Genomic DNA, 15,324 nt, shown 5'->3' with positions numbered 1-15,324 from the left:
TTTATATCGGGCTCGCCGACAGCTCAGTTGTCGCGCTTCTCCTTGATCTTCGCGGCCTTGCCGCGCAGCTCACGGAGGTAGTACAGCTTCGCGCGACGCACGTCACCACGCGTGACCAGCTCGATCTTCTCGACGATCGGGGTGTGCACCGGGAAGGTGCGCTCCACGCCGACGGAGAACGAGACCTTGCGGACCGTGAAGGTCTCGCGGACACCGGCGCCCTGACGGCGGATGACTACGCCCTTGAACTGCTGCACACGGGAGCGGTTGCCCTCGATGACGCGGACGTGGACGTTGACGGTGTCACCCGGGCGGAAGGCCGGGATGTCGGTGCGCAGCGACGCGGAGTCGACGGAGTCGAGCAGGTGAGACATTTCGTCTGCTTTCTTCGTTGATGCCACAGGTCATCAACGGGAGCTTGATTTACGGAGGAATGCTGTCCGTGCCGGGGCGGGCGTCGTGTCCCCCCGTGGCAGGGGCGCACGCCGGACGACGCACAACAGCGACCTATTCTTCCACGCCCTCGGGTCTGCGCCAAAATCGGCCGTCGGCGGAGGGGGCCCACCCCATGATGGAGAGCATCTCGCGGTCCTTCTTGTCGAAGGCCGACGCCTCGCACCGCTCGATCAGATCGGGCCGGTTGGCCGCCGTACGACGCAGTGCCTCGTCGCGGCGCCACCGTGCGATCTTTCCGTGGTGGCCGCTGAGCAGCACGTCCGGGATCTCCCGGCCTCGCCACTGGGGCGGCTTGGTGTAGATCGGCCCCTCCAGGAGGTTCGCCATCGCGCCCGGTGCGAAGGAGTCGTCCTGGTGCGACTCGGCGTTCCCGAGGACCCCGGGCAACAGCCGCGCGACGGCCTCCGTGATCACCAGTACGGCCGCCTCGCCGCCGGCGAGGACGTAGTCGCCGATGGACACCTCGTACACGGGCATCCGGGTGGCGTACTCGTCGATGACACGCCGGTCGATGCCCTCGTAACGCGCCGGCGTGAAGACGAGCCACGGCCGCTCGGACAGTTCGACGGCGAGCGCCTGGGTGAATGGACGGCCACTGGGCGTGGGCACGACCAGCGCGGGTGTCCCCGAGCCGGTCTCGTATCCGTCGGCCAGTACGTCGTCCAGCGCGTCGCCCCAAGGGTCGGTCTTCATGACCATTCCCGGGCCGCCGCCGTAGGGAGTGTCGTCGACCTTGTTGTGGCGGTCGTACGTCCAGTCCCGAAGCTCGTGCACGTGCACGTTCAGCTGCCCACGCGCGCGTGCCTTGCCGACGAGCGAGACGTTCAGGGGTTCGAGGTACTCGGGGAAGATCGTGACGACGTCGAGACGCATTACGACTCTTCTCGCGGCGAGGCACTGTGCCCGTCAGCGACTTCGTCGGGGGCGGTCTGGTCGTCGATCAGGCCGGGCGGCGGGTCGATGACCGCGCGCTGCTCCTCCAGGTCGATCTCCACCACGATCTCCTCGACGAACGGGATGTACACCTCGCTGCCGTCGGGGCGTTCCACGACGAACAGGTCCTGGGAGGGCAGGTGCGAGATCTCGGTGATGCGCCCGACCTCGGTGCCGTCGACCAGGACGACGTCCAGGTCCATCAGCTGGTGGTCGTAGTACTCGTCCTCGCCCTCGGGCATTTCCTCGGGGTCGACGTCGGCGATCAGCAGGGTGTTGCGCAGCGCCTCGGCGCCGGTCCGATCGTGCACGCCCTCGAAGCGCAGCAGGAGCCGGCCGCTGTGGACACGGCCTGTTTCGATGGTCAGCGGGCCCGCCGAGGCCGGGTCGGTGGCCAGGACGGCGCCGGGCGGGAGCCGGAGCTCCGGCTCGTCGGTACGTACCTCGACGGTTACCTCGCCCTTGATGCCGTGGGCGCGGCCCACACGCGCGACTACGAGCTGCACTTTCTGGAATCTCCTGTCGTGTGCCTACGGCATTGCTCCGCAGACGACTACGGGCCGGGGACGGCCCAAGTGGCCCTCCCCGGCCCGAGCCGGTGCTACGTGGTGATCAGCGAACCTGGTCCACGTCGACGAGGTCGACACGGACACCGCGTCCGCCGATGGCACCCACGACGGTGCGCAGGGCACGTGCGGTGCGGCCGTTGCGGCCGATCACCTTTCCGAGGTCGTCGGGGTGAACCCTGACCTCCAGAACGCGCCCGCGACGCAGATCACGCGAGGCGACCTGCACTTCGTCGGGGTTGTCGACGATGCCCTTCACGAGGTGCTCGAGAGCCTCCTCGAGCATGCTCAGGCCTCGGTCGGCGCAGCCGCAGAGGAGTCGGCCGCAGCCTCGTCCTTCTTCTCGGCCTTCTTCTTCTGGGTGATGGCCTCACCCTTGCCCTCGTTGTCGCCGCCCAGGGCCTCGAACAACGGACGCGAGGGCTTCGGAGCGGCCACGAGCAGCGGAGCCGGGGCGGGCAGGCCCTTGAACTTCTGCCAGTCGCCGGTCAGCTTGAGGATGGCGAGAACCGGCTCGGTCGGCTGCGCGCCGACACCCAGCCAGTACTGCGCACGCTCGGTGTCGACCTCGATGCGCGAGGGGTTCTGCACCGGGTGGTACAGGCCGATCTCCTCGATGGCCCGGCCGTCACGGCGGGTACGGGAGTCGGCGACGACGATGCGGTAGTGAGGCGAACGGATCTTGCCCAGACGCTTCAGCTTGATCTTGACTGCCACGGGAGTGGGTTCTCCTGAATTGGACGTGGTTGGGCACGGCGAGATTGCCGCGTGGGGTTGCGGTACCCGAGTGCCCGATGGACGCGTCAGCCGGAGGCGAGAGGGTTCCTGTGCGGCTGTCGAGTACAGCTGGCCATTCTGCCACACCCGGCGGGTCGCGCCGAACCCGGGCGCTGCTTCCCCATGCCTGTACGGGCACCCGGCGGTCCGGGTGCCCATACAGGCGCTTGCGCACGCGGCTCGCGCGCTCCCCCACGTGTTCATCCGGCACCCACGAGATGCCGGGCTCGATCACGCGACGGGACGGAGCCTCAGGCGGCGCCCGCGCCCACGATCTCGGGGATGCGGAACGGCTTGCCGCAGCCGCCGCACACGATCGGAGCCTGCGCCAGCACCGACGGGACGACGCGCACGTTGCGACCGCAGTCGCAGACGGCCTTCACGCGCACCCCTCCCCCGGAGGAACCGTGGCGGGCGGCCGGACCCCGGAAGGTGCGGGTCGTGTCGGAGGTGGTGGCGACCGTGTGCGCCTTCAGGGCACGCTGCAGCCGCTCCATGGTGGGCCGGTATCGACGCTTGGCCTCGGGGTTGAGCGTGACCAGCGAGAAACCGCTGCTGGGATGCGGTTCCTCCGGGTGGTCCAGGCCCAGCTCCTCGGCGATCGCGAGGAATCTGCGGTTGTGGTATCGGCCGGCCCGGGAGGTGTCGCGGACTCCGCGGGCGGCTGCGATGCCATGGACTGCCTCATGCAGCAGTCGCTCGAAGGAGAGCGCGTGTCCGCAGGCGGACGACGACTCTCCGATCAGGGACTCGGGCGCGGCAAGATCGGGCAGCTCGGGGTGGTACCGCTGAATGTCGGCCCACGCCTGCGCCAGCTCTGCGGCGAGAACAGGTGGTGTCTGTGTCGTGCTCACGTAATGACAACGAGCCTGAGTGCCGCTGTGTTCCGATTCCGGGCCATCCCAAATAATTTGCACGTACCCGTCAGTTGCCGCTGATGCGTCCTGACGAGGGCGGGTGCGCTGATCTGCGGAGAAGCCTCACAGCTCATACCAAGCCGGTGCGTAGCCCCACGTACGACCCGGCGCGTAGACGTCGTCCGCACGCCGGGGTACCTGTGGTCGGCCGTTGCGCAAGGGGCGTTTCGGTCGCTCTCGCCCCTGCCTCAGTAGGCGCGGGCGACGATGGCGACGTTACCGGGTGCGTCATCCGCGTCGGGGACCGACCCGTCCGCGGCGACCAGACACCGTACGGTCACCCCGTGCTCGCCGAGCGCTGCCTCGCCCTTCGCGCCGAGCACCGCCCACGGGATGCGCGCCCAGCCACCCCCGGTCGCCGCCTCGACGGCCTCCGCGAACGTCGACACGTCCGAGGTACGGGACTCCCGGCGCTCACGCGACTGGGCCAGCAGCAGCGCCTGGTCCTCTTCGAGGACGGTGGGCAACAGCCGTACGAGCGCGTCGAGGGCCACCGGCTCCTTGCCGCCCGGGATGCGGCGGGCGAGCATCACCGTGCCGTTCTCCAGGTCGCGGGGGCCGACCTCGACACGTACGGGCACGCCCTTGAGCTCCCAGTCGACGGCGCGGCGGCCGAAGGGCACATCCGTGCGGTCGTCCACGTGCACGCGTACTCCCGCCGCCTTCAACCGGTCGCCGATCTCACGGACCTTGGCCAGAACCGCTTCGTCGCCCTTGATCGCGAGGACGACGGCCTGGATCGCCGCGAGGCGCGGCGGGACCCGCAGGCCGTTGTCGTCGCCGTGTGCCATCACCAGGGCGCCGATCATGCGGGTCGTCGAGCCCCAGGACGTCTGCCAGACGAGCTCCTGCCTGCCTTCCCTCGACAGGTAGCGGGTGTTGAACGCCTTCGCGAAGTTCTGGCCCAACTCGTGGCTGGTGGCCATCTGGAGGGCCTTGCCGTCGCCCATCATGCCTTCGAGCGTGAGGGTGTTGATGGCGCCCGCGAAGCGCTCCTTGACCGTCTTGCGGCCGGGAACGGTGTCCATCGCCAGGACGTTCACCATGAAGTCCTCGTAGACGTCGCGGTGGATGTGCGCGGCGAAGTCACGGGCGTCGTCGTGAGTGGCGTGCGCGGTGTGTCCCTCCTGCCACAGGAACTCCGCCGTACGGAGGAAGAGCCTGGGGCGCAGCTCCCAACGAACCACGTTCGCCCACTGGTTGATCAACAGGGGCAGATCGCGGTAGCTCTGCACCCATTTGGAGAAGTAGTCGTTGATGATCATCTCGGAGGTGGGGCGGACCACCGCGGGCTCTTCGAGTTCCTTGCCACCGCCGTGCGTGACCACGGCCAGCTCGGGTGCGAAGCCCTCGACGTGCTCCGCCTCCCTGGCGAAGTACGACTGCGGGATCAGCAGGGGGAAGTAGGCGTTCTGCGCGCCCGTCTCCTTGATCCGCGCGTCCATCTCGGCCTGCATCCGCTCCCACAGCCCGTACCCGTACGGTCGGATGACCATCGTGCCCCGCACCGGACCGTTGTCGGCCAACTCCGCTTTGCCGACCAGATCCTGGTACCAGCGAGGGAAGTCAATTGCCTGCGGCGTGAGTACGGGTGCCTTTGCCATGGCGCGATGCTACGGGCCCACGTTGCCGGCATGTGAATTCTTTTCGTGAGCACAGCGAGCACACAACCTCGGCCCGACAACCCCTGGACGGCGGGTCGAGGGCGGAGTTACCTGGCATACGGGGGAAGTGCGATCGCGCACTGCACGGGGGCCACCACATCGGGAACAGCGGCAACTCTCGGCGGATTGGGGCGCTTTCGATGACACCTACGCTCGTGCGGCAGCACCTGCCTCACACGGGTCGGGCGACCCGCGTGGACCTGTGCACACGCGCGCGTGACTGGTCGGAGATCCAGGAGCGCATGTTCGTACCGCTCTACGAGACCGTCTACGAGCGGCTGGAAGTGGGCAGCGGCACCCGGATGCTCGGCCTCGGCTGCGGCTCGGGCCTGGCCCTGTTGATGGCGGCGTCGAGAGGTGCGGCCGTCACCGGTGTCGAGACATCGTCACCGCAGCGGCTGGGCCTCGCGCGGGAGCGTTTACTGCCCGAACCGGGGCGCACGCGCGCGCGGGGCGACGCCCGGCTCGTGACGAGCCTCCCTGAGGAGGCGGATTCGCCTCCCTACACCCTGGTGACCGCGTTCGAGCCGATCGGCTGTCTGGCGGGCGACTCCGAGGGACTCGTCGAGACCCTCGCGGCGGCCGTGCCGTCGGTCGGGCGAGGGACGCCGGTGGTACTGGTGGGCTGGGGGCCACCGGAGCGCTGCGCCACCTCGGCCGTACTGCGGGTCGCGGCCCGGCTCGCCGACCCGCTGCGCGTCGCGGGCAGTTGGCGCCCCTCGCTCCGCGACGACCTGGAGGAGGTCGCCCAGCGGGCGGGCCTGCGCCCGGACGGCTCCGGGCGGGTGGCGTGCCCGTTCGGGTACGCGAACCTGGGCAGCGCGGTGCGAGGGCTGCTGTCGACGGGGCTGTTCGACGCGGCGATCACGGCGACCGGCCAGGAGCAGGTGGACAAGGAGCTGGCGGAGGCGCTGCATCCGCACCAGCGGCGGGACGGGACGATCTGGATGCCGAACGTCTTCCGGTACCTCATCGCATTGACGGCGTGAGATCCGCCTGAGAGCCGACCCTGCCCCGGGAACGCGCGAGGGCGCCCCCACGGTGAGGGGCGCCCTGCACGACGTGGCGATTGTCAGCCCATGAACTTCTTGAACTCGTCCGGCAGTTCGAAGTCCTGGGGGGCCTGCTGGCCCGGCAGGCCGAAGGCGCCGCCCGGGGCTCCCTGGGCACCGGCGGCCCTGCGGGCGGCCTCCTCCTGCTCCTGCTGCTTGCGCTTCATCGGGTTGCCGGAACGCTGCTTGCCCTTGGCCTGCTTGGGCTGCTTCTTCGACCGGCCGGGGCCGCCGCCCATGCCCGGGATCCCGGGCATTCCCGGCATGCCGCCGCCCTGGGCCATGCGGGACATCATCTTGCGGGCCTCGAAGAACCGCTCGACCAGGCCCTTGACCGCGCTGACGTCGACACCGGAGCCCTTGGCGATACGGGCGCGACGCGAGCCGTTGATGATCGTCGGCTCGTGGCGCTCGGCCGGGGTCATCGACTTGATGATGGCCGCCGTACGGTCCACATCGCGCTCGTCGAGGTTGTTGATCTGGTCCTTGATCTGACCCATGCCGGGCAGCATGCCGAGGAGTTTGGAGATCGACCCCATCTTCCTGACCTGCTCCATCTGGGCCAGGAAGTCGTCCAGGGTGAAGTCCTGGCCCTTCTTGGACGCCAGCTTGGAGGCCATCGCCTCGGCTTCTTCCTGGCTGAACGTCTTCTCCGCCTGCTCGATCAGGGTGAGCAGGTCACCCATGTCGAGGATGCGGGAGGCCATCCGGTCAGGGTGGAACGCGTCGAAGTCGTCGAGCTTCTCGCCGTTCGACGCGAACATGATCGGCTTGCCGGTCACCGACGCGATGGAGAGCGCGGCACCACCGCGGGCGTCACCGTCGAGCTTCGACAGGACGACACCGTCGAAGCCGACGCCGTCCCGGAATGCCTCGGCCGTGTTGACGGCGTCCTGGCCGATCATCGCGTCGACGACGAAGAGGATCTCGTCGGGCGAGACCGCGTCCCGGATGTCGGCGGCCTGCCGCATCAGCTCGGCGTCGATACCGAGGCGGCCGGCGGTGTCCACGATCACGATGTCGTGGACCTTGGTCTTCGCGAACTCCATGGAGTCCTTGGCGACCTTGACCGGGTCCCCGACCCCGTTGCCCGGCTCGGGCGCGTAGACCGCGACCCCGGCGCGCTCGGCGACGACACTGAGCTGGTTGACGGCGTTGGGGCGCTGGAGGTCGGCGGCGACGAGGAGGGGCGAGTGCCCCTGGTCCTTGAGCCACTTGCCCAGCTTGCCCGCGAGGGTGGTCTTACCGGCACCCTGGAGACCGGCCAGCATGATGACGGTCGGGGGGTTCTTGGCGAAGCGCAGCCGGCGCGTCTCACCGCCGAGGATCGTGACGAGTTCCTCGTTCACGATCTTCAGGACCTGCTGGGCGGGGTTCAGTGCCTTGGAGACGTCGGACCCGAGGGCGCGTTCCTTGACGTTCTTGATGAACGTCCGCACGACGGGCAGGGCCACGTCGGCTTCGAGGAGCGCGATACGGATCTCGCGGGCCGTGGCGTCGATGTCCGCCTCGCTCAGGCGCCCCTTGCCGCGCAGGTTCTTGAAAGTCGCTGACAAGCGGTCGGAGAGAGTATCGAACACGGCGGCGTCGGTCCTCGGAGTAGGGGGCAGAGTGGGCTGTTCTCCAGGGTATCCGGCCCCGCAAGCAAATCGTCCCCGCCTGCGTATTCGGCAGGCGGGGACGGAAATCCCGCGCCGGTGGTCACCCGCGCAGCATCTCCTCCAGCTTCCGTGCCACCGTGGACACCTCGCCCGCTGGCAGGGGCACGCCCTTGGCGTTGGTCACGTAGAAGGCGTCCACGGCGTTCGAACCGAGCGTGCTGACGTGCATGCTCCGCACCCGCACCGCCGCGTCCTCCAGGGCCCGCCCGAGGCGGTGCAGCAGCCCCGGGGCGTCCTGCGCGCGCACCTCGATCACCGTGGCCAGCCGGGACGCGGCCGGATGTACGGTCACCCGGGCCGCCGGCGCCACCACGCCCCGGCGGCGCGGGTACGCCGCGTCGCGCTCGGCCAGGCGGCCCGTGATGTCCAGGGAGCCGTCCAGGGCCCGTACGAGGTCGGCGCGCAGTCGGGCCGCCTGGGGCAGGGAGCCGTACTCGGCGGCGACGCGCCAGTCCAGGAGCAGGACCGCGCCCTCGACGCCGTCGGGGAGGTCCAGTGCGCGCAGTTCCGCCGTGCGCACGGTCAGCCGGTGCATGGCGAGGACTCCGGCCACCGCGGGCAGCACACCGGGCTGGTCCGGGACGGCGATCAGGAGTTCGACGCCCAGAGGTTCGGGTTCGCCCGCCTCCGGCGCCGGGGCCCCCTCCGCCGACGCCTCCGCCGGGGATTCCGTCTGGGCACGCAGCGACAGCACCGGGCCGCCCGTGCGGAACGCCTCTATGGCGAGCCGTTCCTGCTCGGCGGTGGGCGCGGCGGCCTCGGGCTCCTCGGGGGCGTCCCCGGCGAGCACGGCACCGACCCGTTTCACCAGGTCGGCGACGAGTGAGCCGCGCCAGGACGACCAGGCGGCCGGGCCCGTCGCCAGCGCGTCGGACTCGGTGAGTGCGTGGAGCAGTTCGAGGGTGCTCTGTGTGCCGACGGCCTCGGCGACCGAGCGGACGGTGGCCGGGTCCTCCAAGTCACGCCGGGTGGCGGTGTCGACGAGCAGCAGATGGTGACGTACGAGGGTGGCCAGGACCGCCACGTCGGCGCGGTCGAAGCCGATGCGGGCGGCCACGTCCTTGGCGATGATCTCGCCCGCCACGGAGTGGTCGCCGGGCCAGCCCTTGCCGATGTCGTGGAGGAGCGCCGAGACGAGGAGGAGGTCGGGGCGGCTGACGCGGCGGGTGAACTCGGAGGCCCGGACGGCCGTTTCGATCAGGTGGCGGTCGACCGTCCAGATGTGGACGGCGTTGCGCTGCGGGCGGCAGCGGACCCGCTCCCAGTCGGGGAGGAAGTGGGTGATCAGGCCTTCGGCCTCCAGCGCCTCCCAGACCTCGATGGTCGGGCGGCCCGAGCCCAGCAGCGTGACCAGTTGTTCGCGCGCCTCGGCCGGCCACGGGGTCGGCAGCGGCCGTGCCACAGCCGCCATGCGGCGGACCGCGTGCAGGGACATCGGAAGGCCCGCCTGCGCGGCCGCGGCGGCGGCGCGCAGCGGGAGTACGGGGTCGCGGTCGGGGCGCGCGGCGCGGGCGAGGACCACCTCGCCGTCCTGCTCGACGACGCCCTCGGCCAAGGGGGAACGTTCCGGCGCCGGTTTGCCGCCGCCCAGCATGGCGCGCAGGCGCGGGCGCACGGCGCGCGATCGCAGCACGCGCCCCACCTCGCGCCAGGTCACGTCACTCGCGTACGACACGACGCGTGCCGCCTCGTACACCTGTCGCAGGAGGGTGTCGGCGTCGAGGAGTCCGAGTTCGGCGGCTACCTGGTCCTGTTCCTGGAGCGCGAGGCGGTCGGTCGCACGGCCCGTCGCCAGGTGGAGGGCGTCCCGGACGTCCAGGAGGCGGCGGCGCGCGTCGGCGAGGCCCTCACGGGGGGCGTCGGCCAGCCAGGAGGCCGCGACCGCGCGCAGGGCGGTGGCGTCGCGCAGGCCACCGCGGGCCTCCTTGAGGTCGGGTTCGAGGAGGTACTGCAGTTCGCCCTGGCGTTCGGCCCGTTCGGCGCAGAGTTCCTGGAGTTCGGGGAGCTTCTTGGGGGCCTGGTTGCGCCAGTCGGCGAGGACGGCGGTGCGCAGGCCGGCTGTGAGACCGAGGTCGCCGGCCAGGTGGCGGGCGTCCAGCAGGCCCAGCTGCACCTTGAGGTCCTCGCCCGACACCTTGCGGGCCTCGGACGGGGTCCGGACCGAGTGGTCCAGGGCGAGGCCCAGGTCCCAGACGGGGTACCAGAGGCGGTCGGCGAGGGCGGCGACGGCGGCGGAGTCGCTGCCGTCGTGCAGGAGAAGCAGGTCCAGGTCGCTGCGTGGGGAGAGCTCGCCTCTGCCGTAGCCGCCGACGGCGACCAGGGAGACTCCGCGCAGTTCCTCGGCACCGGCCGTGAAGAGGCCGCTCAGCCAGTCGTCCGTCAGTTCGGCCAGAGCCGCACGGCGCGGCGGCCCGGACCGCGCCTCCTCAGTGAGGAGGCGCAGCCGGGCCGCCGCATAGCCGCTGGGTCCCGAGTCCTCTGCATCCTTACGCACGTCCGTACTCGTCACCCAGCGACTCCTGTTCTTCTTTGCTGCCTCAGAGCGCGTCCGGGCCGCGCTCGCCGGTCCGGACCCTGACGGCCGTCTCGACCGGGAGGGACCAGACCTTGCCGTCACCGATCTTGCCGGTCCGGGCCGCCTTGACGATGACGTCGATCAGACCCTCGGCGTCGTCGTCCTCGGCGAGGACCTCGATACGGATCTTGGGAACCAGGTCGACCGTGTACTCGGCGCCCCGGTAGACCTCGGTGTGGCCCCGCTGACGACCGTAGCCGCTCGCTTCGGTGACCGTCAGACCGTGGACCCCGAAGGCCTGGAGGGCCTCCTTGATCTCGTCGAGCCGGTGGGGCTTCACAACGGCGGTGATGAGCTTCATGCGTCCACCTTCTTGCTCTCGCCACCGACGGCCGCCGTGACGGACGTACGGGCCGCGCCGCCACCGGCGCCGCTGAAGTCGTATGCGGTCTCGGCGTGCTCGGCCTGGTCGATGCCGGCGATCTCGTCGTCCTCGGGGACGCGCATGCCGATCGTCTTGTCGAGGAGGAAGGCGAGGACCGCGGAGACGACCAGGGAGTAGCCGAGGACGGCGAAGACGCCGGCGCACTGCTTCCAGAACTGGTCGAGGCCGCCGCCGTAGAAGAGACCCTCGACCTCCGACTGGCCCTTGCCGCTGGCGAAGAAGCCGATCAGCAGGGAGCCGACGACACCGCCGACCATGTGGACACCGACGACGTCGAGCGAGTCGTCGTAACCGAACTTGTACTTGAGGCCGACAGCCATGGCGCACAGCACACCGGCGATGGCGCCGACCGCGATCGCGCCGATCGGGGAGACCGCGCCGCCCGAGGGGGTGATGGCGACCAGACCCGCGACAGCGCCGGAGGCGGCGCCCAGGGTGGTGAACGCGCCGTGACGGATCTTCTCGTAGATGAGCCAGGCGAGCATGGCGGCGGCGGTGGCGACCTGCGTGTTGACGAACATCAGCGTGCCCACGCCGTCGTCGTTGCCCAGCCAGGAGCCGGCGTTGAAGCCGAACCAGCCGAACCACAGGAGGCCGGAGCCGAGCATGACCAGCGGCAGGCTGTGCGGGCGCATCGGGTCCTTCTTGAAGCCGACGCGCTTGCCGATGACCAGGATCACGCCGAGCGCCGCAGCACCCGCGTTGATGTGGACCGCCGTACCACCGGCGAAGTCGATGACACCGAGCTCGAAGGCCCAGCCGCCGGCGCCCCACACCCAGTGGGCGACGGGGAAGTACACGACGGTGGCCCACAGGGCGACGAACAGCGCCCAGGCCGAGAACTTGACGCGGTCCGCGAGGGCACCGCTGATCAGGGCGGGCGTGATGATCGCGAACATCATCTGGAAGACCATGAAGGCCAGGATCGGGATGTTGTAGCCGTCCCAGATATCGGTCGTGCCGATGTCACTGAGACCGACCCAGCCCGAGGTCCAGCCGATGAGGCTGCCCTTGTCGGTGCCGAACGCGAGGGAGAAGCCGTACAGCACCCACAGAAGGGTGACGATGCCGATGCTGATAAAGCTCATCATCAACATGTTCAGGGTGCTCTTGACCCGGACCATGCCTCCGTAGAAGAAGGCGAGACCGGGGGTCATGAGCAACACCAGGGCCGAACAGATCAGCATGAACCCGGTGTTCGCGGCAGAGAGCTTGGGAGCCTCTGCGGCTAGCGTGATGGCGGCTGATGCCATCGGCGTCTCCTCGTCATTGGTACGGCCCCGTGCGGGCGAAGCCTGAGCGGATTGAGGGGTGGGCCGGTTATGCGCCAGACATTGACGCAGCGCCGTTTCGGTCGACGCCCCTCGATGTTTCGGCGACGTGACGAAGGCACCGCCTGTGTTACGCCTGAATGAACTGCCGGATTTCGGTCACCGTGATCGTTATCGTGACGCAATCTTCGGCAAAGGCAACCGCGACCGCCGATCGGGCGCCCCCCACCGCGACCAGCCACTTCCGCGAGAATGGCGCCGTTTGGGCGCAAAAGACAGTCCGACCGCGGCCGGCCTTCCGATGACCTGGCGGGGGAGCCGAGTCGGGCTGTCGGGAGGGCCTGCCGCGGCCGGGGTTCTGGGGTGTCAGACCGCTTCGGCGGTCTCGGGCAGTTCGACCGCGAGCAGGTCGGTCAGGTCGACGACCTCGGTGAGGTCCCCGAAATCCCGTACGGCCGTGTCGACGGTCTTTCGGATACGAGTGCTGACCCGTTCGGAGCGCACCTTCTTGGCGATGACCATGGCCTCCGCGGCCAGTACCGTCGCCCGCTCGGGCTCCCGCTGAAGGAGGTGGACGGTGGCCATGCCGATCAGGTTCAGTGCGTACGACCGCTGGTGATCGGTGTCCTTCGCGAACAGGTCGACGGCGTCGCGCATCATCGGCTCGGCCAGCGAGGCGTAGGTGGGGCTGCGGCCCGCGACATAGGCCAGGTCACGGAACGAGTGGCTGTTCTCGCCGTACAGCTCGGCCTGGGAGAAGAAGCGGATCCAGTCGGGATCGGGCTCGTCCCAATCGTGTACATCCGCGAACGTGTCCTCGGCCATCCGCACGGCCCGCTTGCACTTTCCGGGTTGCCCCATATTGGCGTATGCGCGCGCCTCCATCGCATACAGCATGGCCTGCGTGCGGGGGCTGGCGCAGTCACGGCTGCCGTACTGGGCGAGATGGATCAGTTCGAGGGCGTCGTCGGGCCGTCCGAGGTGGATCATCTGCCGGCTCATGGACGACAGGACGTAACTGCCCAGCGGCTTGTCGCCGGCCTCCTTGGCGGCATGCAGGGCCAGCACGAAGTACTTCTGCGCGGTCGGCTGGAGCCCCACGTCGTAGGACATCCAGCCGGCGAGTTCGGCCAGCTCGGCGGCGACCTTGAACAGCTTGCGGGTGGTGGCCTCGGGCTGGGGCTCCTGGAGGAGGTCCGTCACCTCGTGCAGCTGTCCGACCACGGCCTTGCGGCGCAGGCCGCCGCCGCACTGCGCGTCCCACTGCCGGAACATCGCGGTGGTGGACTCCAGCAGCTCCAGTTCGGGCTTGGAGAGACGGCCGACCCGGCGGGCGGCGGACGGGTGCTCGGGCTCCTCGGGCGGCGCGGGTGGCACCGGGACGAGCCAGCGCTGCATGGGCTCGATGAGGGTGGGGCCGGCGGCGAGGGACAGCGCGGTGCCCAGGAAGCCGCGGCGCGCCAGCATCAGGTCGCTGCGTGAGAACTCGCTGAGCAGGGCCACGGTCTGGGGGGCCGTCCAGGGCAGGTCGACGCCGGACGCGGACGGCGACTGCCGGGCGGTGCGCAGCCCCAGGTCCTCGATGGAGACGACGCAGCCGAAGCGCTCGGAGAACAGCTCGGACAGGATGCGCGGGATCGGCTCGCGCGGGTTCTCCCCGTCCAGCCAGCGCCGGACCCGCGAGGTGTCCGTCGAGATGTGGTTGGCACCCAACTGGCGTGCCCGGCGGTTCACTTGGCGCGCCAGCTCGCCCTTCGACCAGCCGCTGCGCACGAACCACGAGCCGAGCAGCTCGTTCGGGCGCTTCTCGGTGCTAGCCGCGGTCGTCGCGCTTCCGCCGTTGCCGCCCACTGGAACGCCCCCATCCCTGAGACCACTTGTCGCCGAGTGCGCCAAGCCCTATCAGAATGCCGGTAAATAGGCTCCGCGTCCGGCAGTTCTCACCCTTCGAACGGGAAGTCGACTTGCCTCCGGCATACCCACAAGCGCATGTGCCCTCAGGCCTCGTGCACTCAAAGTAATCCTACGATCACGCCTCCGGCCATGGCGATCCAGGAAACGCCACCATTCGCCACCCCTTCGAATGAACTCACGGGCACCTACACAGGATTGACTTGACAGTGGACGGTCGGGAGTGGGCGGAGCGATGCGCGCGAGGGCGCACGCCGCCGAGCGCACCACCCGAAGCGCTTCTGGGCGCCGACTGGAACAGGTGATGGCGGGCAGGGGTGCGGACAGTCGGAAACGCAGGGTCACGTTCTGCTCGCAGTTCGTAACCACCGGTGCGTCGGACCCGTTGGAGGGGGCATGGGCTTCACGATCGGCAGCAGCCGGGGCATCCGCGAGATCCGGCCCGGCACGCGCCGCCGCGGCCGGTCGTCGGAGTGCACCGCCGTGGCCGAGTACACCGGTCTCTGGGGCTGGGACGTGGTCGCCGGTGCCCGCGCGGCGGGCGGCGCCTGCTCCTGCGGCCTGACCGACTGCCCCGCTCCCGGCGCCCACCCCCTGAGCTTCGCACCCCGGGTCGAGGCCGGCGCCACACTCGGCGAAGTCACGGACACCTGGGGCCAGTTCCCCGGCGCCTCGGTCATGCTCCCCGTGGGCCGCGCCTTCGACGTGATCGAGGTCGCCGAACCGGCCGGCCGGCACGCCCTGGTCCGGCTGGAGCGCATGGGCCTGCCCCTCGGCCCGGTCACCGCCACCCCCGAAGGCCGCGCCCAGTTCTTCGTCGCCCCCGGCGCCGCCGCCGAACTCCCCGCACTGCTCTACCGCATGGGCTGGGACGACGCGACACTCGACCTGCACGGCCGGGGCGCCGGTACGTACCTCACGGCGCCCCCGTCCGACCGGGGCGGCCTCGGCCCGGTCACCTGGCTGCGCCCGCCCGCCCTGGACACGGCGACGAAGCCCCCGGCGGCCAGGCTGCTGCTGGGAACGCTGGCTTACGTCGCGCACCGGTCGCGGGCTTAGGCTCGCGGGCTCATCGGCAGGGCCATACGCCGAAGCGTCCGTCCCCAACTGCTCCATGGAGACGGACGCTTCGAACCACTTCCGAAATTTCGGAGGT

Annotated in this window: 14 protein-coding genes; 2 read left to right on the top strand and 12 right to left on the bottom strand. The window is 70.0% G+C overall.

The features are described 5' to 3' along the window. Nucleotides 1–23: 23 nt before the first annotated feature. From rplS to proS, 7 genes are all read right to left on the bottom strand, one after another. Complete coding sequence (gene rplS / locus PV734_RS25820) at nt 24–374, bottom strand: 50S ribosomal protein L19 (protein WP_046258836.1); 351 nt, start codon at nt 372–374, stop codon at nt 24–26. A gap of 133 nt (nt 375–507) precedes the next feature. Beyond that, complete coding sequence (gene trmD, locus PV734_RS25815; protein ID WP_319095107.1) at nt 508–1,329, bottom strand: tRNA (guanosine(37)-N1)-methyltransferase TrmD; 822 nt, start codon at nt 1,327–1,329, stop codon at nt 508–510. Then, on the bottom strand, nt 1,329–1,895 hold the full coding sequence (gene rimM, locus PV734_RS25810) for a ribosome maturation factor RimM (protein WP_319095106.1): 567 nt from the start codon (nt 1,893–1,895) through the stop codon (nt 1,329–1,331). The genes trmD and rimM overlap by 1 nt, the downstream gene beginning before the upstream one ends. 106 nt (nt 1,896–2,001) lie before the next feature. Then, nucleotides 2,002–2,241: an RNA-binding protein gene (locus tag PV734_RS25805; protein ID WP_006373563.1), complete on the bottom strand. Its 240-nt coding sequence runs from the start codon at nt 2,239–2,241 to the stop codon at nt 2,002–2,004. A gap of 2 nt (nt 2,242–2,243) precedes the next feature. Further along, nucleotides 2,244–2,672 carry a 30S ribosomal protein S16 gene (rpsP, locus tag PV734_RS25800; protein WP_319095105.1) on the bottom strand — a complete coding sequence of 143 codons (429 nt, stop codon included), beginning with the start codon at nt 2,670–2,672 and terminating at the stop codon, nt 2,244–2,246. A gap of 311 nt (nt 2,673–2,983) precedes the next feature. Then, complete coding sequence (locus PV734_RS25795; RefSeq protein WP_053739767.1) at nt 2,984–3,586, bottom strand: hypothetical protein; 603 nt, start codon at nt 3,584–3,586, stop codon at nt 2,984–2,986. Between the two features lie 251 nt (nt 3,587–3,837). Continuing rightward, the gene (proS, locus tag PV734_RS25790; protein ID WP_319095104.1) at nt 3,838–5,253 is read right to left on the bottom strand and encodes a proline--tRNA ligase; all 1,416 of its coding nucleotides are present in this window, start codon (nt 5,251–5,253) and stop codon (nt 3,838–3,840) included. 200 nt (nt 5,254–5,453) lie between these two features. Between proS and PV734_RS25785 the strand changes: the two genes are divergently transcribed. Beyond that, a complete protein-coding gene (locus PV734_RS25785) occupies nt 5,454–6,302 on the top strand; it encodes a class I SAM-dependent methyltransferase (RefSeq protein WP_319095103.1) in 849 nt (282 codons plus the stop codon). An 83-nt stretch (nt 6,303–6,385) separates the two neighbouring features. Here PV734_RS25785 and ffh read toward each other — a convergent pair whose 3' ends face one another. The 5 genes from ffh to PV734_RS25760 all read right to left on the bottom strand — a co-directional run bounded on the left by ffh (nt 6,386) and on the right by PV734_RS25760 (nt 14,108). Further along, complete coding sequence (ffh, locus tag PV734_RS25780; RefSeq protein WP_319095102.1) at nt 6,386–7,945, bottom strand: signal recognition particle protein; 1,560 nt, start codon at nt 7,943–7,945, stop codon at nt 6,386–6,388. Between the two features lie 121 nt (nt 7,946–8,066). Next, entirely contained in the window at nt 8,067–10,535 is a 2,469-nt protein-coding gene (locus tag PV734_RS25775) for a [protein-PII] uridylyltransferase (protein ID WP_319095101.1), read from the bottom strand. 28 nt (nt 10,536–10,563) lie between these two features. Beyond that, the gene (locus PV734_RS25770) at nt 10,564–10,902 is read right to left on the bottom strand and encodes a P-II family nitrogen regulator (RefSeq protein ID WP_006379495.1); all 339 of its coding nucleotides are present in this window, start codon (nt 10,900–10,902) and stop codon (nt 10,564–10,566) included. Next, the gene (locus PV734_RS25765) at nt 10,899–12,239 is read right to left on the bottom strand and encodes an ammonium transporter (protein WP_319095099.1); all 1,341 of its coding nucleotides are present in this window, start codon (nt 12,237–12,239) and stop codon (nt 10,899–10,901) included. Before PV734_RS25765 ends, PV734_RS25770 begins: the two co-directional genes overlap by 4 nt. 384 nt (nt 12,240–12,623) lie before the next feature. Next, entirely contained in the window at nt 12,624–14,108 is a 1,485-nt protein-coding gene (locus tag PV734_RS25760; protein WP_319095098.1) for a hypothetical protein, read from the bottom strand. A gap of 456 nt (nt 14,109–14,564) precedes the next feature. On the opposite strand from PV734_RS25760, the gene PV734_RS25755 reads away from it, so the two are divergent. Beyond that, nucleotides 14,565–15,227, top strand: a complete 663-nt coding sequence (locus PV734_RS25755) for a bifunctional DNA primase/polymerase (RefSeq protein WP_319095097.1) — start codon at nt 14,565–14,567, stop codon at nt 15,225–15,227. Nucleotides 15,228–15,324 lie beyond the last annotated feature (97 nt).

The organism is Streptomyces sp. AK08-02, assembly GCF_033795085.1.
Taxonomy (GTDB): Bacteria; Actinomycetota; Actinomycetes; order Streptomycetales; family Streptomycetaceae; genus Streptomyces; species Streptomyces echiniscabiei.
Note: the sequence above shows the minus strand (reverse complement) of the source record. Positions and strands in the feature narration are given on the sequence as shown.